Below are 25987 nucleotides of genomic sequence, written 5' to 3'. Positions count from 1 at the left end.
CTCGCTCCTCCCTCTCACTCGGACAGCGGCACGCGGACCAGGCCACCTGCGCCGAGACCGATCAGTTCGTTCCGTCCAGCGCCGAACTGCACGCTGTAGGGAGCCGCGACACCCGAATTCACCCGCGTTATCACGCCGAGATCATCGGCCCGGTACACCGCGGAATCTGTACGATTCCCCGTCACCAGAATGCGATTCCCAGCACTGTGCAGCATCACGGCGGACGCGCCAAACAGTACGGACTTGTCGACCTCCAGAACGCCGTCGCCACGTTTCAGTCGCAACAGCTGCCCTTCCGGGGTCACCGCGAGAAGGTCTCCCTTCGAAGTGAAGGCGAGCTGAGTACTCGCACTCGCTGTGAGGTCATCCTTCAGGAACACCGGCTCTTCGTCGCCGCGTATCAGTGCCACCCGGCCGGAGAAGGTCCCGACGGAGATCTCACGACCGTCCGGCGACACCGCCGCTGCGATCACCTGGTCGTCGCCCGACCACGGGAAATTGTAGGTGCGCTCCACCTCTCCACGCACGTTGACCAGGTTGACGTGATCGATGTATGTCGCCACGAATCGTCTGCCGTCGCCCGCGCTAGTCAACCCGACCAACTCCCCCGGCGCGCCCGATCCCTTCCCGCGAACCAGGACTCGGCGCTGGTCGACGAAGAGAGTCCTGGTCATCGTTGCGATGGCCATTCCCGAGTCGTTGACCGCGAACAGGTTCGGTGCCACCGTCCCGGCGCTTTCGGCGAGTACCCGGCCGTCGTCCAGTGAGATCAACCGGCCGATCTTGTCGAAACCGATGATCCCGCCACCGACCTCGGCAGCGGCGATGATCTCGGCGGCCTCGGCATCACTTGGCTTCTTGTCCCCGGAGGTCGTATCCGTCGCCTGATTCGATGTCCGTGCCACGGTCGCGGCCGACGCCGGCTCGAAAGATCGCAGACTGCCCTCCGGGGAGATTCCATACACGCGTCCGTCGTCGCCACGCGCCAGTGCGAATCGTGACTGGTTCTCGTCCGCCGCGGCACCGCGACCGTCTGTCGAAACCGTTCCTTGCCGAAGGAGAGGTACCGGAGCTCCGTCGAATGTCCGGAAAGTGCCGAAGGCGCCGATGACTCCGGCGACCAGCGCATCGTTCCCGAAACAGAGTGGCGGCTGATTGCTCGACGACGCGCGTTTGACCGAGATACCGGTGCTGTCCGCGAGGAAGTCTGTACCCCGCAGCCTCATCCGATAGTTCGCGATCGAGCCGAACACCCGATCTCCGCAACGCGTCGCCACCGGATTGACTCGCGAATTCGGGTTGTGGGCCTTGTCGCCTCCACCGATCTTCCTCGCGCTGCGCACCTTGGCGCGTCCGGAATCCAGCTCGAACGTCACAAGCGACCCGCCTGAGTCGATCGCGTCGGCCAACTGCTGCTCGGAGTCCACCGTGAGAAAGTTGAGCGGAGTCTCGAGTGGGGTCGTCGTGCGGTCCTGACCGGCGTAGTCCGACGAGATCAGATCGTTCACTGTACTCCACCAGATACGATCGCCGTCGGCCGCGAGAGTCTGCACGCCCGAGGCAAGGATCTGTGGGCCGCCACCGTCGACCGGCCGTTTGATCAGGTTTCGTTTGGTGTCGATATACACGAGTTCCTCGCCGGAGAGAGCGAACACGAGTGCCCCGAACCTCGGCCCGGTGGTATCGGCGATCGTGGAGATCGGTGCACCCGTCGACGGGTCGAAGACGTGTATCTCGTCCAGCCCCACCCCCGCAGCACGCCTGGTGCCCGGCGCAAGTACGAGCGAGACATATGTGCCTGAACGCACCGAACCGGTCCGGAGACGGCTGTCTCGGCTCCGTGCCACCGCCAACGCATCATTCGTCTGTGCAGTGGGGTACAGCTTGACCGCTTCTTCCGCCTGAGCGACAGCCTTCAGAGTGTCCGACTCAGTCTCCGACCTCGCCACCAGCGCCAAAGCCCGCGAGCGGTCGGCATTCTCCTGCGCCGAACGCTGCGCGAACAGCGCAATCACCCAGGCCACCACGCTCAGCAATGCCAGCACGCTGAGAATCGACACGCTGGTGATCGCGGCTCGCCGCAGGCGCTTCCGACCAGCGTTTCGTCGGTCGAGCACCTCGCGCAAGTAGGGGTCGAGGGCCGGTGTGAGCATCTGCCAGGGTGCGGCCAATGCCTCGTCGACCACACGCTGCGCGTCGGTCGCCTCGGACCGGGAGAGCAAACGTTCGAACAGGCTCACCGATCCGGCGTCGCGTCCGTGGCGGGCCGCGTCGACCAACCGTGCGTGCGCATCGGCGACGGGGGCGTAGCGGCCGAAGTCGGCGAGTAACTGATCGAACCCACGAATGTCGTTCGGTGTCGCGCAGGCCGTCCATTTTCCCCACTCGGTCAGCAGATCCCACTCCCGACAGCAGTATTCCGAGCCCTCCCAGCTCGGTGTCCGGAGCACGACGACGGCCGTGGCGTTCACAAACTCCCGGGAGATCACATCCCAGTGGTTCTGCCCACTGGGCAGAGTCATTCCGGCACCGTATTCACCACGATCGCTCGGGTCGTCGAGCCAGACGGTATGGCCTGCGGCCCGCGCCCGTGCCTCGATGAGGCGAACGAAGTCGACGTCGCGGTGCGAATAGGAAATGGCGATGTCAGCCATGAAAGATTACTCGCCTGTTCCGGCCGGGATGTGGAAATCTGCGCGCTCACGCGACGTCGCCGGGCGAGGACCGATGACATTGCACAGAGCGCCCTCGCAGTCACTGGTCAGCGATAACGATCCGACGGCCCCCATCGAAGTGATCGTGAGCAACGCATTCGAACCGCTGTCCAAGCGGAAAGCGACGTCGCTGATATACGACGTCCCTACCGCGGGGACCTGCCTCAGCTCTCTGCCCGACGCTCGATCGATGTACGACGACCCCGCACGTCCCATCACCGCGATGGTCTTTCCGGAAGGCGAGACACGCACCGCAAACGGCCGCGTCCCCGGTCCGGTTCCCCCGACCCTGCGCACGGCGGAACGCGTGATCTCATAGATGTCACCGGAATCGGTCACCGCCACGATGGTGCCCTGGAGGTTCTGAAAGGCTCCCGCGGAGAGTCGCACGTCACCCTCGGCCACCCCGGGAATCGAGATCTTCTCCTCATGTCCGGTCTGATCGCGAACGTACCCGTCCGCGGTGAGCGCCCGGCACTCCGGCCGGCCGTCGACCGTACCCGCGATCAATGCCATCGGCGCCCGATCAGCGTCGAAGGTCCGGTCGATCCTGTTCGGACTGCCCCCGGCCTTGGACCAACAGGACAAGTGCGTGGAATCAGCGAGAATCGCTGTCGAAGCATCGTCGTCGACCGCGACCAGCCCCCGCCCGGTGCTCGCGATCGTCATGCCTATCGGTTTACCCTCGATGACCCCACCATCGGTCAGGTCGCCGTCCCAGCCGATTCTGCCGAAGTTCAGGCCGCCGGAGACGACCCGTACTGCTGCCGTACCGCCGGGCGAGAGCGCCATGTCTGCGTTGAGACGGCCGAAGTAGGTGGGGGTCTTCTTGATCGCGGTCCGATCGGTGGCATTCACCGTCCACAGGTAGTTCGGCTGATGGATCACCGTCGCCACCTCTGCTCCGGGTTGCAGGGTGATCTGATTCCGCGTCGATTCGAGAAGGCTGGAGGTGGTTCCCGGCCGGAACGCGGCGCTCCGCATGTCGGAGAGACCGAACGGGAGTGGCACCGCCGAGGCGTCTCCCATGCGCGGCGTCCAGAATCTCACATATCTGTCTTGACCTGCCGTGACGAGTGAATTCCGCCCAGCCATCTGAGCCAGGAACCGGCCACCCGCATGTGCGAGAACCTCGGTCTTCGCGCCCGGTGCCAGGACCCGTCCGTCCCACGAGGCGAAGGCGAACCCGTCGTCGATGCGGACCACCTTGGTGCCGCGCTCGGCTTCAGCGGTCGTCTGTGCTTCCGGTTTCCCGCCTCGTGGCCACCTGACCATCGTGTTCGACGGGTGCCCTGCGACGGCGATCAGATCACCCGATTCGGCGACGGCGACATCCATCGCACCCTTGACCGGAACCCGTACCGGCGCTGTGCCACGCCGGAGAAGGTAGAGGGCATCGACAGAGATCGCGGCGGTCACCGCGCCGTCACCGCTCGTGGCGAAGGCACGCAGTTCCTCGCCCTTCCTGATCTCGAGCACCGTCGTCAAGGCTCCTCCGGAAGCCGAGATCACCGCCAGGCGTTCAGCGGTCGCCACAGCCAGTCGATCAGGCTCGTACCAGCCCAGGAGTTTGACCTTTTCGGGTGCCTTCATCTGACGCGCGCCACCGCCGTCAACGGGATACAAGCGGATCTCGTTGTCCGTCCTCCCCTGCACTGCGACGGTCGAGCCGACTGGATTCATCGCAACAGCCACCAGGTCGTCCACCTTGCCGACCTGCAACGCAGCGATCTCCACTGCCTTCTCGGTATCGAAGACCCGCACCTCGGTCGCCCCTTCCGTACCGATCGCGATACGCGGCGCCGCGTCCGCCCTTCCCATCCGGAGAGGCAGTCCGTCGAGCCGGACGGACCGGTGCGGCCAGGTTCGCTCTGCGATCGAATTCGCGGCGCCGATCACCCGGTCGGTCGGTTTCACCTTCGCCGCAGCCTTCACCAGGATCGACGGTAAATCCGGGTCGGCATCCTGCATCCGTATCGCGTAGTCCGCCAGGCGGTCGGCATCGGCCATCTGGCGAGCCTCGTCAGCATGCTCCCGTGAGTCATTCGCGTTCAGCGCCTGCACGACGGCGAGCACGATCAGCACCACCAAGGCCAGCGCACCGGCGGAGAGCACCGAGATTCCGGTCCTCCTGCGTTTAGCTATCGCCGCCTTGCTTGTCTCGACAAAGTTGACGACCATGTCCACCGCTGTCCGGTCGAAGAACCCGACTCCCTCGGCCAGGAGCAATTCCGCCGACTGGACCTCCGGCTCGGTGAGAAGTGCTGTGTGGGCAGGATCCTCGGACCACTCACGGGCACGATCAAGAAGCCGGTTCCACTCGACGATCCGGCTGCCGCCGATGGCCGCGATCTCGGTGATCGTCGCCGCGGATTCACTGACGGGCACCTGGGTGAGCAACAGGTGCGAGAGTTCGGCGAAGTACTCAGGTGTACCCGCGGGGCGCGAGGTCACCGGGATCACGTCGCCGTACCGGTCGGCGAACCGCCGTACCGATTCCTCCGACGTGGAGGATTCTAGAGCCTCATCGAGTACGAGGACGAGTACGGATGCGCCCGAGGGGGACGCGTCCAGGTCCCGAAGCAGCGTGACCGGTGTGCCCCGGAGTTCGAGTTCGCGAACAAGATCGCGTACCTTCACGTCGTAGCCCACTGCCAGCATGTCGAGGGGCACGTGCCTCCCTGCTGTACTCACGCCCCTGCCAGCCCTTCATGTCCCGGCCGGTGAGACACCATCGACCCCGTTTCTCGTGAGGGTAGGTCCCGCTACGCACCCTGCCTATCGTCCCTTTGGATGAAATACTCCCGCCGAAGCGAAGAGCGAGACGAGCAGATCAGCTGGTGCCCCCTCATCGAGGGTCAGGGGCGCAGGCTCGCCACGAAGTCGAGTTTCTCCATCACCGGTTCCGGCAGCACGAACGGATACAGGTCGTGCAGACCCATCGACCGGTTCATCGCGTTCAGCGCCGTGGACAGCGGGATCCACTCGCTCGACACCAGATCGCCGAACCGGTCGTGCCGCAGCACCTCGCGCACCGGGAGCAGCCCGTAGGCCACCGCCGTGTCGACCGAGTCCTGGATGTGCAGGTAGTGCGCCCAGGACTCGGCGAAGTCCTCGTACGGGTGCATGGTCGCGTACGAGGACACGTAGCGGTCCTCCCAGCCGGCGGGCGGCCCCTCGTCGTAGTGCCGCTGCACGCCGTCCTGGTACGACGCGGTCTCGTCGCCGAACAGTTCCCGCGCCCTCTCGAGCACCGCACCGCCGGGCTGCTCCACCAGCTGCCACTCGTAGTAGTGCCCCACCTCGTGCCGCAGGTGTCCGAGCATGGTCCGGTACGGCTCGTCGAGCTGGTCGCGCACCTTCTCCCGGTGCGCGTCGTCGCTCTCGGCCAGGTCGATGGTGATCACCCCGTTCGCGTGCGCGATCATCACCTGCTGGTCGACGCTCGACAGCAGGTCGAACGCCAGCCCGTTGTCGGGGTCCTCCAGTTTGCTGACCAGCGGGAATCCGAGCGCATCGAGTTCGGCCACCAGCTGCCGCTTCGCGCGTTCGGCGTCGACCAGCTGGGCCAGGCCGGTCTCGTCGTCGTCGGACGGCCGCGTCCGGGTGAGGTCGCACGCGAAGCACTGACCGCCTTCCAGCGGCGCCAGCCACGTGCACCCGGACAGGTTGAGGTTCCGGCAGACGAACCACAGGTAGCCGTCGGCGTCGACGTACTTCCCCGTCTCGTCGACGGGCACGATCTCGGCTTCGGCTCGCGAGTATCCGACGTGCACCCCGCAGGAGACGCAGACCGAGTTCTCGAAGTACAGCTCCGCTTCACACCGGCGGCAGGCATATCGCTTCATATTCCCAGCCTGGCATGGATGCGGCCGGCGCGCTCGGCTCCCCGGCGATCAGTCCTCGACGGATCCGGCCGGGCGCGGCGTCCGGTCGACGATCCGGCGCAGGCGCGCGAGGGCTTCGAGCACCTCGTCGCACACCTCGAGCGTCGGATGCCGCTGGGCGTCGGCGACGTCGTCGAGTTCGCCCGACCACCGCCAGTAGGTGCCCTCCCACGCGTTGAGCTGCGCCAGCGCGGCACCGGAGACCGTCGAACCGGCGGCGACCAGTTCGCGGACCCGCCCGATGCCGGCCGATCCGTCGCCCGCCAGCCACTCGGTCAGCGGGTTGTGCTCGTCGTCCATCGACGCCCCGAGGGCGATCAGGTACCGGTACGGCCAGAGGCCGTCGAGCGATCTGCTCCGGTAGCCGTCGATCATCGCGGTGAACAGGCCCTCCAGCAGGCGGCCCACCTGGTCCCGGGGGTCCGGCGGCCGCACCCCGACGGGGATCGGCAGCGGCTCGCCGTCGACCGTGACGGACAGCCCGGTCAGATCCTCGCCCTCGACGACGGCCTCGCCGGTCAGTCGCGCGACGAACCACCCGGTGAGCAGCAGCCGCCGCGCCTGCGGCGCCAGCGGCGTCCACCTCGACACCGGCCGCGTACGACGGTGTCGCAGGCGTCCCGCGCCGACGTCCGCCGACTCCCGGGCGACCACGTCCATCACGCTGGCGATCTCCACCAGGTGATGTCCGCGCGCGTGGACGACCGTCACCGTCAGGTCGCTGCGCGGCGTGTCGGTGAAGTCGAGCGTTCCCGCGGTGCCCGACCAGGAGGTCCAGATGTTCTGCAGCCGCTGCCGCAGTTCCGGCAGCGAGCCGGGGACGTTCAGCTCCGACACCCGCACGACGTACGACGCCGGGCCCGGCCCGCCGACCGCTCCGGCCATCCTCGGATCGATCCGCAGCGCGGGCGCCGAGGCCGAGAGCGACCCGATGAAGCCGGTGACCAGCGCGGCGCAGCGGCGCACGTGTTCGCTCTCCGGGACGTCCGGATCGGTCAGGTGGTGGCCGAGCGACTCGCGCACCGCCCCGGCGAAGGCGCCCTCGGGGTCGGCGAGCCACGCGTGCACGCTCGTCGACAGCTGCTGCGGGTCCAGGGCGAGCGTCGTCGTCCCCGACTCCTCGACGACGAACCGCGCCTGCTCGATGATCGAGGCCAGGGCGTCGTCGCCGCGGCCGGCCCCGGCGCCGCCCGCGGCGACGCATCGGGGGTCTGCGGCGAACAGTTCGTCGAATCGGGCGGGGAAGTCGTCGAGGTCTGCCAGCACGATCTCGCCGGGTTGCGGGCGGAGGTCCTCGGGGATCCCGGAGTCCCCGGGCGCCGCCTCCATGTAGGGGCGCAGGGTCTGCGACAGCCGGTCGACGGCGGTGCACAGCGCGCCGCGGTAGGTCTCCAGGATGGACTCCTCGTCGGCGCCGGGATCCCCCTCCATGCCGATCAGGCGGTCGACCAGCAGTCGTGTCGCCGGGAACCCGTACCTGCCGAGACCGTCGACGACGGCCCGGCCGAGGTCGCGTGCGGCGCATTCGTCGACGAACTCCGGCCACGCCTCGTCGGCCACGGCCTTCGGGTCCGGGAACCCGGCGTCGGACGTCTCCTCCTCGCCGGCCTCCTCGCCGGAGGCGCGTGCGGGGAGCGCACCGTCGAGCAGCCGCTCGCCGACCATCCGCAGCAACCGGTCGGCGGCGTAGCGGTGGAAGCGGTCGCCGCCGACGCTGAGCCGCGCGCCGCCGAATCCGCGGAAGACGCCCGGGTCCGGCGGCCCGTACGGCGACGAGAGCCCCAGCCCGTCCTCGTCGGCGTCGACGGGACCCGCGGGGTCGAAGGCCTCGGTCATGCGCTCGTCGAGGATCGCGAGGGCCAGGTTCCGGCCCGTCGTCGCATAGGCGTTCTCGCGCCGTTCGGCGGACGACGACTCCCCGGGCGCACCGATGAGGAACACGCTGGTCGGTCCGCCGCCGCGACGCGGGTGGCGGACGCCTCGCGACGCGAAGAGCGGCTCGTTCGAGCCGGTGTCCGAATCCCACAGGCCGACGGCGATCTCGCTCAGCGCCAGCACCGAGTTCTCCGCGGCGTCGAGACCCGCCGGGGCGTCGGGACCGTCGAAGACCTCCGGCGTGTACAGCACCGCGATCACGTCGTCGCACCCCGCCGAACGCAGGACGTCGACGACGTCGAGCGTGATGCCCGACCCCGTCGCCCCGGGGACCGCGCCGACCACCACCGCCCGCGGTCGTACCGGTCCCGGCCGGTCCCGGCCGGTGACGAGCCGCTCCGCCTCGCGCAGCTCGGCGACGGCGGTCGCCGAGACTGCCTCCGTCAGCATGTGCGTCAGCCCCTGCTCCACCGCGTCCAACGACGCCAGCATGCGCGCCCGCGCCGCCGACCGGGAGGCGCCCAGGTCGGGGTCCTCCTCGTCGACCGGTCGCCAGCAGTCCCAGTCACGGTGACGCCGCCACGGATCCGGTTCCACCGCCGCCAGCTCCCGGCCGAGCATCTCGCTCACCACCGAGTACGGCTCGCCGTCGGCGGGCAGATCGAAGTGGACCAGCTGCCAGCCGGCGGGCCACGATCCCTCCCAGCCGATGCTGCGCAGCGTGTCGCCGAGCACGCCGCGGACGACGTCGAGCGTCTGCGCACCGGACTCGCCGATCCCCACGAACACGAAGGGCTGCCACGCCATGCGTCTCTCCCCCCTGAGTAGTCGTTCGGGTCCGGTGGTCGTTCTGATCTAGTAGTCGTTCGGGTCGAACGACGGCTGCGGCGGGTCCGGCTGCCGGTCGCCGACCGTGCGGAACTGGATGCGCACCGCGAGCGCACAGACGTTGTCCGCCATCCGCCCGGTCCGGGGCGTGTCGGGACCGAGTCTGTCATGCACCGCGAAATCCGGCATCTCGGCCCACTCGTCGTCGTCCGCGCCGACCTGCGGCCACGGTTCCCGCTCGAAATCGGTGTAGCGGACCGGCTGGTCGCGCCGGGATCGCGGTGTCATCACGCGCAGCGGCCGGGCGGGGTCGTTCACCAGTCGTTCGGCCACGGCCGTCGCCGCCCCGGCCCGCGTCTGTTCGGCGTAGCGCTCCCAGAGTTCGGAGCTCCGCGCGCAGACGCCGGCCAGTTCACCGGAGTCCCGGCCGTCGTCGTCGGCGAGCGCCGCCAGCGCCTCCTCGGGCGTCGTCTCCAGCCCGTCGGCCAGCATCCGGGCCAGGGCCCGGGAACGCCAGCCGAGCACGGCCGCCCGGTCGCGCAGCCACGCGGTGATCTCGTGGTCGTCGACGAGGGGCACCGCGACCGCCATCGCCCGCGGGGTGTTCTCGGGCAGCACCCGGTCGACGGGCGCGATCACGTCGTCGCCCTCCTGGTACAGCGCCGACAGCAGAGCCAGCCAGCGGTTCAGCGTCGGGTCGAGCGCACGGAGGCGGGCGTTGTCGATCATCGCCTCCCGGGCCCGGTCCAGCCAGCGTCGTCGGACCTCCAGTCGTCGACGCCCGCGTTCCAGGTAGTGGCGGTACGTCGCGGAGAACTTAGAGACGCTCCACAGCAGGAACGCAACGAAGACGATCAGCGCCAGGGCGGGACCGATCCAGATCCGGAGCCACGACGGCGCGTCGGCGCGCACGATGAACCAGCCGACCACCCAGGCCAGCGCCGGGATCGCACACGCGAGAGCACCGAAGAACGCCCGCTGGCGGAACAGCCGGGCGGCTCCGGGCCAGTCGATCAGATCGTCCGACGAGGGCTCGGTCGCGAACTCCCGCCAGCGCTCGGCGTCCAGTCGTGACCGGAGCGTGGCACCGCTCACCGTCGCGGCGAGCCGGTCGAGGAGGGTGTGCGCGGGTTCCACCTCGGGCACGACGATGCCGGCGAGCTGGTCGTGCAGGCGATGCCGGTCACGGCTGTTGCCCTCGTCGACCAGCGCGTGCGGGGTGGTCGCCACGATGCTTCCGTCGTCGGGGGCCTCCAGCGCCGGGCTCCGCGGCAGCCCGGCGGCGGTCACCGCGGACGCCGCCACCGCGGGAGTGCGGGCCGCCCGCAGTTCGGGCACGTCGGAGACCACCGGTTCCGGCGGCGTGGCCCGCACGTCGACCGGAGCGAGCACCGGCGTTCGGCCGTCGACCGGCTCGGGCTCCCACCCGGCCGGACCGGGGCCGCCGTCGCTCACCGACGTCGCCAGGTCGATGACGAGCCGCCAGGTCTCCGGCGACGACCGCGGCGGATCGTGTGCCAGCGTCCGGGCCAGTTCGTCGAGCGCCGTCCACGCCTGCTCGGCCGCGTCGGCGTCGAGCGCGTCGAAATCCGGGACGCGGACGCCCCAGTCGGGGAGCGACGCCGGTGTGCCGCTGTCGTAGTCGGGGCCGAGGAACCCCTGTTTCGAGCGCACGACCGACACCGGTTTCGCGGACCTGCCCAGCAGCACCAGCAGCGCGAATCCGAGGAAACTCGCATAGCGTCGGGCACGTTGGGAGAACGACGCCTTCGCCTGCGTCTGCATCCTCGACGGCCGCGGTCCCCGATAGTCCAGTTCTCCGGGTTCCCGACCGGTCAGGAAGTCGACGGCCTGCCCGACGACCACCTTCGCCTTGCCGCCCCGCAGCTGCCGGAACCGCTCCGGGTAGAAGCCCTCGGTGCCCGCCGAGGCCACCGGCAACTCCTGCCGGAGGAACCGGTCGGCGAGGGGCTCCGTGTCGGCCGCACCCAGCACCACGCGGCTGAATCCACGCATTCTCGTAGTGCCGCTCCACGTGCTGCGCACCCCACGGGAGCACCGGCTGCGCACCGGCCAGGATCCCGGCCGCCAGCAGGACCGCATGCAGGGACACGCCCGACTCCGGCTCCCACCCGGCGTCGGCGGCGTCCGGCGCGCCGCGGTCCTCGGCGAGGACGCGCAACTGCGTCCACCGGCCGGGCAGCGGCGTCACGGCGGTGTCGAAGCGGTCGCTGGGCACGACGACGTCGAGCCAGTGGACGCGCTCGGGCGTCACCAGCTCGTGCAGCAGGTATTCCAGGTCCTTCAGCGGACCGCCGAACGCGTTCTCCGGGGGACGCACCCACACGACCCGGATGTCGTCGCCCGCACCGAGACCGCGCAGGGCGTCGGTCGGTCGCGTCGGTTCGGCGACGCCGTCGGGGCTCAGGCGGCGGACGGGCCATTCGCTCGACGCCTTCGGAGCGGTCGACGGGGCGTCGTCGACCGACAGCCAGAGGCTCTCGGCGATCAGTCCGGCCTCGGCCCACTCGCTCGCGTCGGCGACGACCTCGGCGGCGGCGACGACGATGACGGCAGTTCTCACATCCCCCAACTCCGCTCCGGTTCGTTCTTCGACCGCGCTCGTTCCGGCGGAGCCGCACATCAACGGCTTCATGATACATGCGCCCGACGAGGCCCCGGCTCGTCGAACACGCCCCGGAGACCGCCGAATCGACTGGTGCCTCGTGTTCATCGGCTCGGCCTCCGGCCCGACCGCAGACCGGTAGCGTGCCAGACGAACACCCGGCCGGGCCCCGACGAGACGACACGACCACGCTCGACGGGACCGCCCGAGCACGCCGTCGGCGCGGACGAGGAGAACCGGCATGGACCCGGAATCGGCACACGACCATCGACCGATCGACCGCCTCGCGCAGTTCTGCCGGCGGCGCAGGATCATGACCGGCCTGTGGTGGAGGAGGCACCGGGAGTCCGTCGTCGCTCTCCTCGACGACCACCGGTACGTACTGACCGGGATCACGTGGGCCTTCGCCGCACTGACAGCGGTGTTCCTGACGTGGCTCGCCGTCGTCGCGGCCTGGCCGGACGTCCGCGCATCCGCTCCCGGCTGGATCGCATGGCTCGGCGATCCGTCGTCCTCTCTCACGACGCTAGTGGTACTGACGACGATCACCGTCACGATCCGGCTCCGCTGGCGGTCCCACCGGCGCATGCCGTCGGGTTCGGTGCCGCTGATCCTCGGCGCCCTCAGTCTGGCGACGTTCGGGCTCGGGTGGGCGTCGTACGCGCACTGCGTCGGCGGCGAGGCCTCCGCCGCCCGGTCGTTCTTCGCCGCCCTCTCCCAGTTCGTCGGCAACGTCACGGATCTCGAAGCGACCTGCAAGGAGCCCGGCGTGTACCCCGCCGCCCTCGACGTCTTCCGGATCCTCGCGATCCTGATCCTGATCTCGGCGGCGTGGGCGATCGGCGCCCGGGTCTTCCAAGCGCAGCTCGACCGCGCCCGGATCCGCCGCGGAGCGCTGACCGTCGTCGTCGGCATCGACGACGACGCGCTGACGATGGTCCGCGCGATCGCCAAGAATCCGGTGCCCGGAACGGAACTCGTCGTCATCACCGCCGATGCGGACCGCGACTGCGTTCGCGCCGCCCGCGCCCTCGGTGCCCGCATCGTCGAGACCGATCTCGCCGAGGCCGAGAATCTCGCCGAACTCCCGATCTGGCATCGGGCCGAGACCCTCCATCTCCTGTCCGACGATCCCCAGCACAACATCGACCGGTTCACCGAGATCGACGGCGCCGTCAAGAGTCGGGTCCGCGACGACAGCATGCGACTCCGGGTTCCGCTCACCATGAGGATCGACGACCCGTGGCACGCCGAACACTGGCGTCGGCGTCTGATGCGCGACGCCCGGGGGCGTTGGGCTCCCGACGCGATCGGCCGCTACGAGGTGACCTCGGCCAGGCTGGCCCGGGAGATCCGCCGCAACGATCGGGGGAAGGGCGTTCCGGCGAGACGCGTGTACATCGATGCCTCTCCGGCGCTGACCCACACGCTGCTCAGCGAGTTCGTGCAGCTGGGTAGGGAGATCGAGCTGTTCGACCAGGTGGCGAAGGGCCATGACGCCGAGAGACGCCTCCGCACACCGTTCCGGCCGCCGCTGCCCGAGATCGTCCTCCTCGGCCCCGATGCGGAAGGTCTGCGCGCGGAGTTCCGGTCCAGGGACGACGCGAGATTCGATCCCGAGGGGTTCACGTTGACCGTGGACGACCGGACACCGACCGTGGAGGGCCTCGACCGGCTCCTGCGCGAGGTCGACGACTGCGCCGCCGAAGCCGTCGTCCTGATCCTGGAACGAGACGACGACCGCTCGCTCTCCGACGGCACGCGTCTGGCCGCCCGCCACCCGCGCATCCGTCTGTTCGTCGGCGGGGAACCGGTGAAGTCGTTCAGCCGCACCGCCGTCCTCGGCGATCTGCGGAACTTCCCGCTCTCCCTCGAACTGGAGGACGATGCACCCCATGACGTGTGGGAGCGCGCGGCCCGCCTGAATCACGAGCTGTACCGGATGACCACCGAGTATCCAGAAGCCAGGGGGTCGCGTCCATGGACCGCCACCGACCGCGAGCCGCACGCCCTCCACGACTTCTACAAGGGATCGAATCGGAGGCAGGTGACCAATGCGCTCTGGATGATGGAGGGGATCGCCGACTGCACCTGGGCGTCCCACGACGGCGCCCCGCAGACGGCGGCCGGAGCCACGGTCATCGATGATTCCGGGTCCTATCCCGATGCCTTCTCGACAGCGCACCGGCTGGGTGTCAGGCCCGCCGATTTCGATCGGATCCTGCGGTACGAACACAAGGACTGGCGGATCTATCACCTCAAACAGGGATGGAAGCACGCGAACGTCGACTCGACCGACTTCGACAACAGGATCCGGAACGATCTGGACGGGTCCTATCCGACCGACCTCGGCAAGCTGGAAAGCAATGCCAACAGCATGCTCAGCGTGTTCCGGGCACTCGTCGCACACGGATTCCGCCCGATGCCGAAATGGCATGCCCTCGAATCGTCGGATTCGGAGTTCGTGGAGGCGCGCCGCGCGGTACCCGGCGAAGTACTCGACGGCGACGTCGAGCATCCGGCCGCCGCCGACGACCACGTGGTTCGAGACGGCGACGGCCGGGTGCGGATCGTGTCGAGAACCGATTTCGAGGCCGTCGTCTCGGCGGCGGCACCCCTGACCGACGATCCCGGATCGACGAGCACAGGGACCGCTTCTCGATGAGGACTGCTCGGGGCGGGCGACGAGTCCTCGGCCGGAGAGGGGGTCAGCGGCCGCCGCTGGACACGTACCCCCGGGAGAAGTCGACGCCCGGCACGCACCAGCGGTCGCCGGTGTCGCCCTGCACCACCCAGTCTCCCTCGCGGGCGACGGTCGGCCCCTCCTTCGAGACGACCGTCTCCCCCGGCCGGGCCGGACGCGCGCGCACGCTCCCGATCCTCCGGTACCGGTTCTCCCGACCGGACGGCACCGGCTCGTACAGCCGCTCGAAGTCCTCCGGGGTCACCGAGCGTCGCGCCCCCCACTGATCGGTCACCAGCCAGTCGCCGGCCCCGCCGGTCATCTCGTCGCCGCCGGACGTGGTCCACGTCCAGCTCTCCGACTGCTTCTCCGCCGTCACCTCGTTGGGGCGCCGCGGGAACACCCACCATTCACTCGCGTCGTCGTCGGGCGCCGCGGGGAAGGCCGTGTGGTTCTTCCGCACGATCGCATAACCGAACGCGGCGGCGATCGCCGGATAGGTCTCGGTGACGATGCGGCGGTTGTAGTTCGCGGCGCGCGGGAAGTCGGCGACGAGTCTCTTGAAGTCGTCGTCGACGACGATGCCGCGCTCTGCCGCCAGCCGATAGATCTCCTCCGGAGACCTCTCGAGTTCGGCGAGCGTGAAGTCCCGGACGCCGGACGCACTGAAGTCCGCGGTCCGCCACGCCACCTTCTTGCTCTTGTCGGGGGTGAGCCACCGGCGGATGCCCGGCAGCGGTCGACGTTCGAGCCATTCGCGCCTGCGCCAGTCGTCATGCTCCAGACCGGCGATCTTGACGACGTCGTCGTCGCTCAAGCAGGGCGCGACCGGGGGCCTCGGCAGGTCGGCGGCGACCCGCACCAGTTCGTAGCCGCCCGTCTCGCCGCCGGACGCGCCCTCGTTCTCCGGATCGAGATCCGGGTCGTCGAGGAAGAGCAGCATGTTCTGCACCGCTTTGCGGCACGAGTAACGATTGCCGATCTCCTTCCGTTTCCTCACCCGAGCCCTCTCCTCGGCCGCCGCGAGATACTCGGTCTCGCCGTCGGACCCGGCGATGCCCGGGTGTTCGCTCATCGCCTTCTCGCGGGCCGCCTTCGCGGCTTCGCGTTCCTCGGCGGCGAGCCGCTCGGCCAGCGGCGCCCCGGGCTCCCAGGCGATGATCGAGTAGTCGCCGGCGAACATGAAGTTGTAGGTCTGCGCGAACATGCGCGCCCACTGCAGGGTGATGGCGTCGACCACCAGGTTCGCGTCGAGCCCGATGGCGACCGGGTCGACGACGACGGTCGTCGTACCCCGCGCACCCGGTCCGTCGACGGGTTCGGGGAGCACGGCCCCGTCTTTCATCCACTGCCGCCCGGTCAGCAACGGCTTGCCGACCTCGGCGATGCTGTTCGCCGCGGCCTGGGCGGCGATGCGGTCGGCGACCAGGACCGTCAGGTCGGCGGTCGCGGCCGGATCGGCGACGCGGTCGCGCAGCAGCGCGCTGACCGATCGGGTCGGCGACCCCGCGTACACCCGGACGGTGAGACTTCCGTCCGTCGGCAGCGGCTGGTCGGCCGGGATCACCTCGACCGGTACGATGGGATTGAACATGCCGTCGGCGCGTTCGTCGCCGTTGAGGAAGATCCGTCCCCAGGTCAGCCGTCGCACCCAGAGTTCGACGGTCGCGGCGAGATCCGCCCAGGCCTCGGTCTCGCCGGGCGCGGAGGCGACGTCGACCACCTGCACCGCCACCCGCTCGACCAGGCTCACCGACTGACCGTCGTCCCCCTTCCGGACGGCGCGGGAACCGGTCGCCGCGGCGTCGATGACGTGGCAGACGTGTTCGGCGACGTTCTCCGACGGGCAGGTGACGTCCTCCTCGGCGAAGACACGGCGGAGGGTGGTCGGCCGCAGCGCCTCGGCGAGTCGGGGGTCGGAGACCACGGCCATGAGCGACCGGAAGTCGTCGAGTTCGGCGGCGCCCGGCCGATGCCTGCGGAGGGCCTGACGGATGCGCAGGTTCTCCGACGACGACTCCGTCGCGACGACGACGTTCTGCGCCCGCTTGGCGATGCGGATCAGCCCCGGACTGTCCTGCACCGCATCGAGATTCGGGACGATCAGGGTGGGGCAGGTGCCGCGGGCGGCGAGGTGGGACTCGGAGGTCTCGCTGTGGGTGACCAGGACGACGGAGATCTCGTTCTCGATCGCCGACGTGATGATCGCGGTGGCGGTGGGCCCGTTGCCCAGGACCGCCAACCGGGGATGCGCGAGCCACACCCGGATCGCGTTCCGGGCGCGCCGGGACAGCACGACGACGACGGACGCCGCCGCGGCGATCGTGATGGCGAACGCGAGGGTGGCGGGGATCGCGATCGAGGTGGGCGGGAAATCACCGGCATCCTTGACAGCCGTTTTACCCGGCGCGGTGTAGCCGCCCGCGAAGGTGATGAGCGTGGAGAAGATCCGCTGCCAGTACCCCGATCCGGGGAACACCGCGGTGAACGCGAAGAACGTCCACACGGCGACGACCACGGCGGCGATCGCACCGACGGCGGGCAGGAGGGCCTGGGTGAGGCGCCCGAGCCGGTGCCACCGGGATGCCCGGTTCCGCGCTGAACTCATGGTGGTGACCCGTCCCTCTGCTCGATCGGCGGTGATATCTGGGCAGGCTACCGGGCCGCGCGCCGCGGAGGCCCGGCTTCCGCGGCGCGGCGGCTCCCTCCGCCGGGTCATCGGTTCCCCGCGCGGACGGCGGCCAGGATCTCCCGACTGTTCCGGGTGATCTCGTCCTTGATCTGCGCCATCACCGCGCACACCGTCTCCCGGTGGTCCGGCCGGTGGAGTTCGAGCCACGCGACGGCCGCGAACTCCGCGCGCAAGGCGAGATCGCCGTCGTCCAGTCCCGTCGCCTCCTTGATCTGCCGGTAGACCGGATCGCTCCGGTACTCGGGGGCGTGGGCGGCGAGCCAGGTGGCGACCTGCTCGGGGTCGCGGTCGATGATCTTCTCGAACTCCCACAGTTCGGCGTCGCTCAGGCCGGCGCTGAGGACCGCGCCCACCTCCCGCTCCAGCGTCTCGTACACGGACTGGAGGAACTCCCGGTGCTGGTCGGCCGGCAGTTCCGCCAGACCGCAATCGATCAGGAACTGCTCGTCGAGTCGAAACATGGGTGCGTCTCCTTCTCTCGGTCCGCCCCGGCTCGGGGCTCGGTGCCGGTGGACCGTCGTCCCGGCTTCTCCTCCTCTCCGTTTCCCCATCGGGATCGGCCGCGTGTCACAGCTCCGGGTCCCCGCGGTCGGCTTCTGCGGGGCGGGGTTCTGCAGGGTGGGGTTCTGCGGGATGAGATTCTGCGAGGTCCGGATCCGGTGGAGTCGGCGTCGCCCGCTGTTGCGCCTGACGTCTGGCGAGCCACTCGTCCAGGAACGACGCCCCCGGCGGCTCCGGCGCGGACGGCGAGGGACGACCCGGTTCCCGGACCGGAGTGCGCTTCGTCGTCGTCCTGCCGTCGCCGTACTCCAGGTCGGGGTCCAGGCGAGTGCCGTCGAGTCCTTCCAGGCGGCGCCGCATGGCGCCCGTCACGGCGTCGACGTGGACCGGTTCGCAGTCCGGTGTCGCCGGATCCACGGTCATGGTGAACGGCCGAGCCGTGACGCCGGCCGCCGCGTTCCGGGTGACGATGCTGTGGAACATCGGCAGGTTCGCCAGGGTCGACGCGCTCACCAGACCGCCGGAGGCGGCCACGTGCTCGGCGACGTGCGGGCCGTTCAGCCGGAAGGCGATCGACGTGCCGACGTTGCCGGCGAGCGCTTCGGAGACGTCCTTGGGCAGTTGCCCGAGGTACTGGTGGGCCGCGGTCACCGAGATCCCGAACTTGCGCCCCTCGGAGAGCATGTTCACCAGCGAACCGGCCATCACCGCATGGGCCTCGTCGACGATCACGTGGAAGCGGCGATCGGTGTTCCGGTTCATCGCGGCCGTCCAGAACCGGTTGAGCAGCAGGTAGCCGAGCAGCCGGGCGGCCGACCGCCCGATCCGCCCCTTGGCCAGGTCCACCAGGATCACCTGCCCGGTGTCCATCGCGCCGACCGGATCGTAGGCGTCCTCCCCCGAACCCAGGATCGCGGTCAGCGCGGGAGCGGCGGAGAACCGCTCGAACTTGCTGTTGGTCCAGGCCTCGAGTTCACCGTGCTCGCTGCTGCGGCCCGCGGCGAGCTCGGTTCGCCACCAGAGCGCCTCCCGCGGGTCGTTCTGGATCTCGGCGAGGGCGACCCGCATCCCCCGGTGCCCCAGCATCAGCGGGACGTCGAGCAGGCTGGCCCGGGTGCCGCGCAACCGCACCAGACCGCGCAGCGCGTGCGAGACGCGGTCGATGAAGCGGGGTCCGACGATCCCCTCGCCGCGCGGATCGAACATCTCCTGGAACATGTCGCCGATGTCCGCGATCGCCGTCGCGACCTCCACCGGATCCTCGGACGCCAACGGATTCAACGGCACCGGATGCTCCAGATCGTCGGCCCGGACGACGACGAGGCGCTCCGCCGCGACGGCGGGCCACTCGGCGACGATCCGGTCCACCAGCGTCCCGTGCGGATCCAGGACCAGCGCGCCGTTGCCGCTGTGCGCCAGTTCGTGGACCATCCCGGCGAGGAGGGTGCTCTTGCCGGTGCCCGTCGCGCCGACCACATGCAGGTGCCGGAGCAGTTCGCCGTCCCCGAGGACCACGTCCACCGGCTCGGCGGCATCGGTCTGCGCCGCCCCGACCCGGACGCCGCCGACGCCCGGGCGGGTGTCGCGCAGCGTCGTCGTCATCCGCATTGGCAGGCCCGCGGGGTCGGCGAGCAGGAACCCGCCCGGCCGGTCCGGCCCGACCGGGAGGAGCAGGGAGAGCCGCACCGCGGACTCGTCGCAGCGGAATCGCTCGGTCTCCGTACCGGCCGGCTCGAAACAGGCCGGCTCGAAACGGGCCGGGGCGAACCGGGCCGGGGCGAACCGGGCCGGGGCGAAGACCAGGCCCGGGAAGTTGTCCCGCAGCGCGGCACGTACCCCCAGCGGGGGCGGCGTCGCGCCGGCCACCGCGACCGACACGGCGAACCACTGATCGTCCACGGCGACGATCCGCACCTCGACATGCCCCTCGCCCCACAGGTTCAGGGCCTGCCACAGGCGGGCGCGGTCGCGGACGCCGACCTCGGAGTGAACGGTCCAGGTGCCGCCGCGCTGAGCGCCGGTCCGGAATCCGAGCGCCGCGCCCTCCGGACGGCCGCGCCAGACGTGGCGCGGGGCGGCACCGGTCACCGCCAGGCGCGCCGTCGACACCTCGGCGTCGAGCACGGTCTCGAGTTCGTCGCAGATCTCACCGGCCGGCGAGTCGATCCGCACCACCAGGCTGGGCAGCGCGTCGGGTCGCACCACCACCTTGGCACCCGATTCGATCGCGATCTCGGCGCCCGGCAGCAGCCGCAGCATCGAGACGATCGCGTCGTGCACGGACTCGGTGCCCGCGTCCGCGCTCCGCGGCCGCAGACCCGTGATCGTCAGCGGCGCCGGGACCGTCGCCTGCGCGGCTTCTCGTTCCGACTCCATCGCGTCCACCGTCATCTCTTCTCCTCGTCCCTCCGTGCCGGATGCCTCTGCATCCCGCTTCCCCATCCGCGGTTCTCCCGGCGGACCGGAACGCGACGGGATCCGGCACGGCAGACGGGGGACGGATCGCTCCCGAGGGCGGTCGGTCGGTGCGTCTCACCAGATGGTGACGCTCGGCGCCTCCGCCATGACGGCGCGGATCTCCGGATCGAGTTCCGCCGCCCGGGCGCGCTGCTCCGCCAAGACCACGCGGCCGGTGCCGTCGACCAGCACCGGCGGCGGGATCAGCGGGAGCACCGACGTCGACAACACCGGGGTCGCGCCCATCATCAGCGCGGCACCGCCGCCGTCGCCGGACCCCGGGGGTCCCGGTCGGGGTGCCGGACCGCGATCCATCGGGACCGGTTCGGCATGGTCGTCGTCGAGTTCGGCCTCCACCACGTAGACGCCCGCGTTGAGCGCGGACTCGATCAGGTCGGCGACCAGCTGCGGTGACCCGTGCCGGTGGGCGTACGTGAACGTCTTCCGCATCCGATGCGCGAGATGCCGCATCCACTGGACGCGCCGAGTCACGTCCGTGAACTGGAATCGCTCGTAGTCGGTGGCGATCAGCGCGGAGATCGCGGTGTCGAGCGCGGCGTGTCGCAGCGCGGGCGCCCGGTCCGGGCGCTCTTCGGACTCACGTACCAGACGGGGCACCCGATTCCACTGCAGGTTGGCGATCTGATGATGCATGCCGGCCCCGGAGAGTCCCCGCACCGCGGCGGCGAACGCCGCGTCCGCCTCCTCGAAACGGCCGGTCAGCGCATAGAAGTTGGCCAGGTTGTAATCGCAGGCGGCCGCTCGGTCGGCACGCCGCAGTTCGGTGAAGCGCTGCCTCGTCGCCTTCAGGACGCCCGCCCCGCGCTCCTGTTCGCCGCAGCCGATCAGCACCCAGCCGAGACCGGCCTGCGCCTCCAGGATCCGCAGTTCGTGGCCGATGCGCTGGTAACTCGCCAGCGCGCCCTCGTACGCGGGACGCGCCTTCTCGTACTCTCCCCCGTCGGCGTACAGCGCGCCCAGCGACTCCTCGCACAGCGCGTTCCAGAGCGGATCCGCCGGAACGCTCTCCCGGAGCGCGATCAACTCCCGTTCCGCCTCGGCCCGACGACCGGAGAACCCCTTCAGGTTGGCCAGCGTCAGTCTCGCCTCGATCAGGACGGCCCGATCCACCGCGACGTCCCGGGCCGCCGCCAGCACCTCGTGCACCGCTTCCTCGGCCATCGCGAAGTCGCCGAGCTGCACGACGACGGTCGCGTAGTCGGTCCGGGCCTTGATCCACGGCGCAGCGGCGCCCAGCGCGTCGTACTCGACCGCCGCGAGAGCGTAGTACGACGCCGCGCGTTCGGGATCGCCCGCGGCCAGGGCGCACGCCGCCATCGCCACCAGGCAGTCCGCGGACCGCCGCGGGTCCACGTCGAGGCAGGCGTGCCGGGCCGCGGCGAAGTGCCCGATCGCCGCGGCCGGTTCCACCGCACCGAGGTGGTGTTCGGCGATGCCCGAGCATCGCCCAGGCCAGCGACCGCTGATCCCCGGTCGCGGCGGCGAAGTCCGCGTGCGCGCACAGGTTCGCGCACCGGGCGGACCACTTCGCGTGATCCACCTCGGACGGCATCGCCGGAACCGCCTCCTCGGTGCCCGGCAGCACGACGATCGGGTCCACGACGAAGCCGCGCGCCGCGACCGCCCACGCCGACGCCGGGCTGAGCCCGGTCACCGGACCGATTCCGGTTCCGGTGTCCGCACCTCACGCACCGGGCACACGTGGTTCCCGATGGCCGCCCAGGTCAGCGGGGAGGTGGCCGGGCCCGGGGCGGCCCGCCACTGCGCGAGCTTGTCGCGCTGCCATTCGGCGAGACCCGCGACGGGATCGGCCAGTTCGTGGATGCGGTCGACGGCGAGCGCGAGTTCGACGGTGGGTCCGGGGACCCGGGCGACTCCCGCGAGTTCCCGGAACGCGGTGTCGGTCGGCAGGGGCCACCGCGTGGTGGTGACCACTTCGGCTCCCGCGGTGAACATCGCGGTCACCAGGCCGAAGATCTCCGCGCTGCGGTAGTCGGCACCGCCCTCGCAGGCGATCACCGCCACGCGCGGCGGCATCGGCCAGAGTTCGGCGCCGGACTTGCCGACCTCCTGCGGGACGGCGTCGTCGGGCCCGTGCTCCGGCGTGGCCGTGCCGGCGAACAGGTCGAGGGCGGACAGCGGCCGGTGGGCGCTGTTCATGGGCTCGGCCAGCCCCCATTCCCGCGCGCTGTCGCTCAGATGCAACGACGACGATCCCGGCTGGTCCAACGTCGTCGAGACGTGCCCGAAGTAGAAGAGTCGCCGCACCCCCGCGCCGAGTTCTTCGGCGAGTTCCCAGCGGTGGACGGTCTCACCGATCCCCGAGATCAGGGTGTGCTCGCGCAGGGAGATCCGCCGCTGGAACTCGTCCTCGTCCTTCGTGCCGGTGACGACCTGGCCGAGGCCCGAACCGGCGGGCAGCTCCGGGTCGACGAGGTAGCAGACCGGTTTGTCGGCGACCCGCTCCCACGGCTCGGGCAGCGCTCTCCGGCCGACGTGGATCGCGGCGGGCGGCTCGTACTGCACGGTCGCCGACTCGATCAACCGCTCGTCGTCGTGCACGGCCAGCAGTTCCCACGGCACCCGCGCCAGCGCTCGGCTCGGGGTGATCCGCACCGACACGCGAGGCGGCCCCACCCGTGCGCTCCGGGCCCGCAGCCCGTCGATCACCGAGTCCGGCAGCAGGCCGCGACCCAGCGCGCGACTGAGCGCCGCCTCGTCGTCGCGGCGGGTCAACGGCCCGGTGACCGCACGGCGCACCTGATCGTCGAGGTCGCCGGCGATGAGACCGGCCGCCAGCGGCGCCAGCAGCACGGATCGCTCCTCGGCGGTCACCGCGTGGACCACCGGGTTCTCCGGATCGTCGAGCCAACGATACGAAAGGTACGTCGTATCGGCGTCGAACGCCCTGATCAGCAGTGTGCAGTCACCGACCACCCGGGTTACCGCATGCCGACCGAGTGCAGTTCGGCGAGGGTCGGGCCGGCCGGGCCGTCGACGGTCGGCGGCGCGGTGATGCGCGCGGCGAACCGGTCGACGGCGTTCCGGTACTCCCGCAGCACGTCGGCCGAGTCGTCGTCCCGGTTCCCTCTGACGAGGGCCGCGGCCTTCCGCGCCGCCCCGCGCGCCGCCCGCTCCGCCGTGCGGCGGGCCCGGTCGGCCGCAGCCTGGACCCGGGTGATCGCGGATTCGTCGGTCGCGGCTCCGACCGATGCCAGCAGGGCACCCGCCCGACGATGCTCGGACCACGCGTACCGGCAGTGCCGATCCACGTCGGTCGCCGCGACGCCGATCGGATCCAGCCGCACCTCGGTGACGGCCTCACGAGCGACGATGCCGCAGCGCAACCGCGCGGGATCGAGTCCGTCGACACCGAGCGTCGCCTCCAGCCGATCCTCGACGACCCGCATCGGCGCGTAGGCGAGCAGAGCTCCGGTGTCCGCGTCGGCCGCCACCGCGTACAGGCCGGTGGTCTTCCGGGAGCCGGTCGGCACGTCGTCGCGCAGCCGCGCCTGGACGTGCAGTCCGTCCGCCGTCGTCCAGGTGACGATCTCCGGCCGGTTGGGGCCGGCGAAGAGCAGCAGCCGCGGCGGCAGCAGACTCAGGTCCGCCGTCTGGTCCGGGGTGGCCGAGGCTCCGCCGAGGGTCATCGCGCCGGCGGGTGCCGACGGGGCGATCTGCGCCAGGAAGTCCGTCCAGACACCGTCGTCGTGCCGGATCCGCTCGTCCAACGTCGGCAGCACCGCGCGTTCGTCGTCGGTGAGCGCACCGTCCGGGGCCGAGCGCACCACCTCGGCCAGGCGCCGGGGAAGATGCCGCGGTCGTCGTTGCTCTCGATCTCGTCGACGAGTCGTTCCAGCGCCGCGCCGCCGAAGCCGTAGCCTCGTCGCATCTGCGTGTCGTCACCGATCCGGGCCGCCGCGTAACCGCGGTCGAGGAGGAGCACCGCGTCGTCGAGGTCGCCGAGATGGACGGCGTCGACGGCCTCCACCGTGGCCCTCCTCGTCAACTCGTCGCCGGCACGGGGGCCGCGCACTCGCGCACCGTCGGCCGCGGCGGCGATCTCCTCGATCACCTCCGGGTCGACGAACCACTGGGAGATCGCGCGCAACGACTCCGCGTCGGGGGCGGCCAGTTCCACGAGTTCGTCGCCGCGGGCCGCGTCGACGGAGAACCGGATCCGGTCGACGAAGAAGGCCACCGGACCGAGTGCGACGTCGTCGTCGCCGATCCATTCGACGGACCCGTCTGCCCCGATCCCGACCGTGCCCATCATGATTCCGCTGCTTTCTCCGTCGGTCCGCGTTCGGCCCGGATATCGCGTTCGGCTCGGCCGATCTGGGTCAACATCACCAGCAGGACCTCGGTGACGGCTTCGTCCTCATCGGAGAGTCCGGTGTTCTTCGGCGTCTTCGCGTTCCACTTCCGGCCGATCAGTTCTCGCAGATCGTCCGGATCGAACCGCGCGGCGACCTGCCTGCGCTGAAGCATCGCCTTGGCGGTCGCCGCCTCCCACGACGGTCTCCCGTCGATCCGGAGGTCGGGGTCGGCATCGATCCGTTCCGCCGCACGCGCCAGGAGTTCGCTCGCGTACGTCACTCCCCGGGTCCGGCGGTGTCGCACCTTCGCCGTGCTGTTCCGTCGTCGTCGGTCACGATCCTCGAGATCCGCTCTGACCTGGTTCGCCTTCGTCCAGGCGCCTCTCTCGACACCGTCGAGCACCCGGCCCAGCCGCGCCAACTCCTCCTCCGGGCTCTCCGCCGCGGACTCCCCGGTGTGGTCGTGTCCGGCGCGGGCATCCTTCTTGAGCACCCGGAGGCATTCGACGACGAGCCGCCGCCGGGTCTCGTCGACGTTCTCCGCGGGAGACGTCTCGGCGTAACGCGCCAGCTGATCGTCGAAGATCTCGTTGACCTTGATCTCGGCGGCGAGCTCGAAACGTTTCAGCTGCTCCGGAGGGAACTGCTCGTCCGGGACCGCGCCGAAGTCGACGATCGCCCGTTCGATCACCGCGGACATCTCATCCGACTCGTCCCGTTCCAGCAGATCGCGCTTGGCGTCGTGGTCTCGCCGCAGCTTGGTGACGTAGGCGTTCATCGCCCTCTGCGTGTCGTAGTCGCTCCGCGGGGTCTGGTCGTCGAGGAACTCCGTCACGAGTTCCTCGGACCCGATCACGCACGGCGGGACGGCGAGGGAGGAATCCCTGGCGGGAAGCGGTTCCGCCGGCGGGTCGGTCATGTCGCGGCGCACCGCGACGGCGGCGGAACGGGCGGACTCGCGGTACAGCGTGGAGACGTGCAGCGGCAGGTCGTCGGGTTGCCAGACGTCCAGGCTGATCACCCAGCCGAGCGAGTATCGACTCAGCGGGCCCGCGTACGTCGTGCACGCCTCCTCGACGCCGTCGAGGAGGCCCCTGTCGACCTCGGCGACCGCGGGCTGGGCGAGCAGCGTGCGCACGACCGGAGCGTACTTGTCGCCGATCCACGCCTGCCTGCCCAGCGCGCCGGCCCAGGCGCGCACCTCATTGCTGAAACGCTTCCTGTCCATCAACGGGGGCAGCGATCGGGTCGCCAGATAGGCATCGATGACGACGTTCCGTCCGACGCCCTCCCGCGGGACCTCGTACTCGAGGTCCGCCGACTCGGTCGGAGCCGGGATCAGCGGCTGTGTGATCTGTTCCATCACGCACCCCTTTCGTTACAT

Annotated in this window: 13 protein-coding genes; 1 reads left to right on the top strand and 12 read right to left on the bottom strand. The window is 70.2% G+C overall.

What is annotated here, in order from left to right:
- Positions 1-14 precede the first annotated feature (14 nt).
- The 5 genes from QM809_RS04705 to QM809_RS04685 form a co-directional block, all read right to left on the bottom strand.
- Positions 15-2654: a toll/interleukin-1 receptor domain-containing protein gene (locus tag QM809_RS04705; protein ID WP_415044657.1), complete on the bottom strand. Its 2640-nt coding sequence runs from the start codon at positions 2652-2654 to the stop codon at positions 15-17.
- A gap of 6 nt (positions 2655-2660) precedes the next feature.
- Positions 2661-5387 carry a hypothetical protein gene (locus QM809_RS04700; protein ID WP_415044656.1) on the bottom strand — a complete coding sequence of 909 codons (2727 nt, stop codon included), beginning with the start codon at positions 5385-5387 and terminating at the stop codon, positions 2661-2663.
- A 185-nt stretch (positions 5388-5572) separates the two neighbouring features.
- Entirely contained in the window at positions 5573-6562 is a 990-nt protein-coding gene (locus tag QM809_RS04695) for a putative zinc-binding metallopeptidase (protein ID WP_415044655.1), read from the bottom strand.
- 48 nt (positions 6563-6610) lie between these two features.
- Positions 6611-9283 carry a tubulin-like doman-containing protein gene (locus QM809_RS04690; RefSeq protein WP_415044654.1) on the bottom strand — a complete coding sequence of 891 codons (2673 nt, stop codon included), beginning with the start codon at positions 9281-9283 and terminating at the stop codon, positions 6611-6613.
- Between the two features lie 48 nt (positions 9284-9331).
- Positions 9332-11320 (bottom strand): hypothetical protein, encoded by a 1989-nt coding sequence (locus QM809_RS04685; protein WP_415044653.1) that lies wholly within the window; start codon positions 11318-11320, stop codon positions 9332-9334.
- Positions 11321-12171: 851 nt separating this feature from the next.
- Here QM809_RS04685 and QM809_RS04680 point away from each other — a divergent pair.
- The gene (locus tag QM809_RS04680; protein ID WP_415044652.1) at positions 12172-14595 is read left to right on the top strand and encodes a hypothetical protein; all 2424 of its coding nucleotides are present in this window, start codon (positions 12172-12174) and stop codon (positions 14593-14595) included.
- Positions 14596-14638: 43 nt separating this feature from the next.
- Here QM809_RS04680 and QM809_RS04675 read toward each other — a convergent pair whose 3' ends face one another.
- From QM809_RS04675 to QM809_RS04645, 7 genes are all read right to left on the bottom strand, one after another.
- Entirely contained in the window at positions 14639-17221 is a 2583-nt protein-coding gene (locus QM809_RS04675; RefSeq protein WP_415044651.1) for a hypothetical protein, read from the bottom strand.
- 107 nt (positions 17222-17328) lie between these two features.
- Complete coding sequence (locus QM809_RS04670; RefSeq protein ID WP_415044650.1) at positions 17329-17766, bottom strand: DUF5663 domain-containing protein; 438 nt, start codon at positions 17764-17766, stop codon at positions 17329-17331.
- A 106-nt stretch (positions 17767-17872) separates the two neighbouring features.
- Positions 17873-20197, bottom strand: coding sequence for a type IV secretion system DNA-binding domain-containing protein (locus QM809_RS04665; protein WP_415044649.1), 2325 nt, complete (start codon positions 20195-20197; stop codon positions 17873-17875).
- Positions 20198-20338: 141 nt separating this feature from the next.
- Complete coding sequence (locus tag QM809_RS04660; RefSeq protein ID WP_415044648.1) at positions 20339-21694, bottom strand: hypothetical protein; 1356 nt, start codon at positions 21692-21694, stop codon at positions 20339-20341.
- A 240-nt stretch (positions 21695-21934) separates the two neighbouring features.
- Positions 21935-23221: a CHAT domain-containing protein gene (locus tag QM809_RS04655; RefSeq protein ID WP_415044647.1), complete on the bottom strand. Its 1287-nt coding sequence runs from the start codon at positions 23219-23221 to the stop codon at positions 21935-21937.
- A gap of 5 nt (positions 23222-23226) precedes the next feature.
- The gene (locus tag QM809_RS04650) at positions 23227-24075 is read right to left on the bottom strand and encodes a hypothetical protein (protein ID WP_415044646.1); all 849 of its coding nucleotides are present in this window, start codon (positions 24073-24075) and stop codon (positions 23227-23229) included.
- A 481-nt stretch (positions 24076-24556) separates the two neighbouring features.
- Positions 24557-25966 carry a hypothetical protein gene (locus tag QM809_RS04645; protein ID WP_415044645.1) on the bottom strand — a complete coding sequence of 470 codons (1410 nt, stop codon included), beginning with the start codon at positions 25964-25966 and terminating at the stop codon, positions 24557-24559.
- Between the last annotated feature and the right edge of the window lie 21 nt (positions 25967-25987).

The sequence above is a fragment of the Gordonia sp. (in: high G+C Gram-positive bacteria) genome, assembly GCF_047600385.1.
In the GTDB taxonomy this organism is placed as follows: Bacteria; Actinomycetota; Actinomycetes; order Mycobacteriales; family Mycobacteriaceae; genus Gordonia.
Note: the sequence above shows the minus strand (reverse complement) of the source record. Positions and strands in the feature narration are given on the sequence as shown.

What these genes read in the sequence shown, in the direction of transcription:
- QM809_RS04670 (WP_415044650.1), bottom strand. Translation starts at nt 17,766, where the DNA reads ATGTTTCGACTCGACGAGCAGTTCCTGATCGATTGCGGTCTGGCGGAA.
- QM809_RS04695 (WP_415044655.1), bottom strand. Translation starts at nt 6,562, where the DNA reads ATGAAGCGATATGCCTGCCGCCGGTGTGAAGCGGAGCTGTACTTCGAG.
- QM809_RS04675 (WP_415044651.1), bottom strand. Translation starts at nt 17,221, where the DNA reads ATGAGTTCAGCGCGGAACCGGGCATCCCGGTGGCACCGGCTCGGGCGC.
- QM809_RS04680 (WP_415044652.1), top strand. Translation starts at nt 12,172, where the DNA reads ATGGACCCGGAATCGGCACACGACCATCGACCGATCGACCGCCTCGCG.
- QM809_RS04690 (WP_415044654.1), bottom strand. Translation starts at nt 9,283, where the DNA reads ATGGCGTGGCAGCCCTTCGTGTTCGTGGGGATCGGCGAGTCCGGTGCG.
- QM809_RS04705 (WP_415044657.1), bottom strand. Translation starts at nt 2,654, where the DNA reads ATGGCTGACATCGCCATTTCCTATTCGCACCGCGACGTCGACTTCGTT.
- QM809_RS04665 (WP_415044649.1), bottom strand. Translation starts at nt 20,197, where the DNA reads ATGACGGTGGACGCGATGGAGTCGGAACGAGAAGCCGCGCAGGCGACG.
- QM809_RS04645 (WP_415044645.1), bottom strand. Translation starts at nt 25,966, where the DNA reads ATGGAACAGATCACACAGCCGCTGATCCCGGCTCCGACCGAGTCGGCG.
- QM809_RS04685 (WP_415044653.1), bottom strand. Translation starts at nt 11,320, where the DNA reads ATGCGTGGATTCAGCCGCGTGGTGCTGGGTGCGGCCGACACGGAGCCC.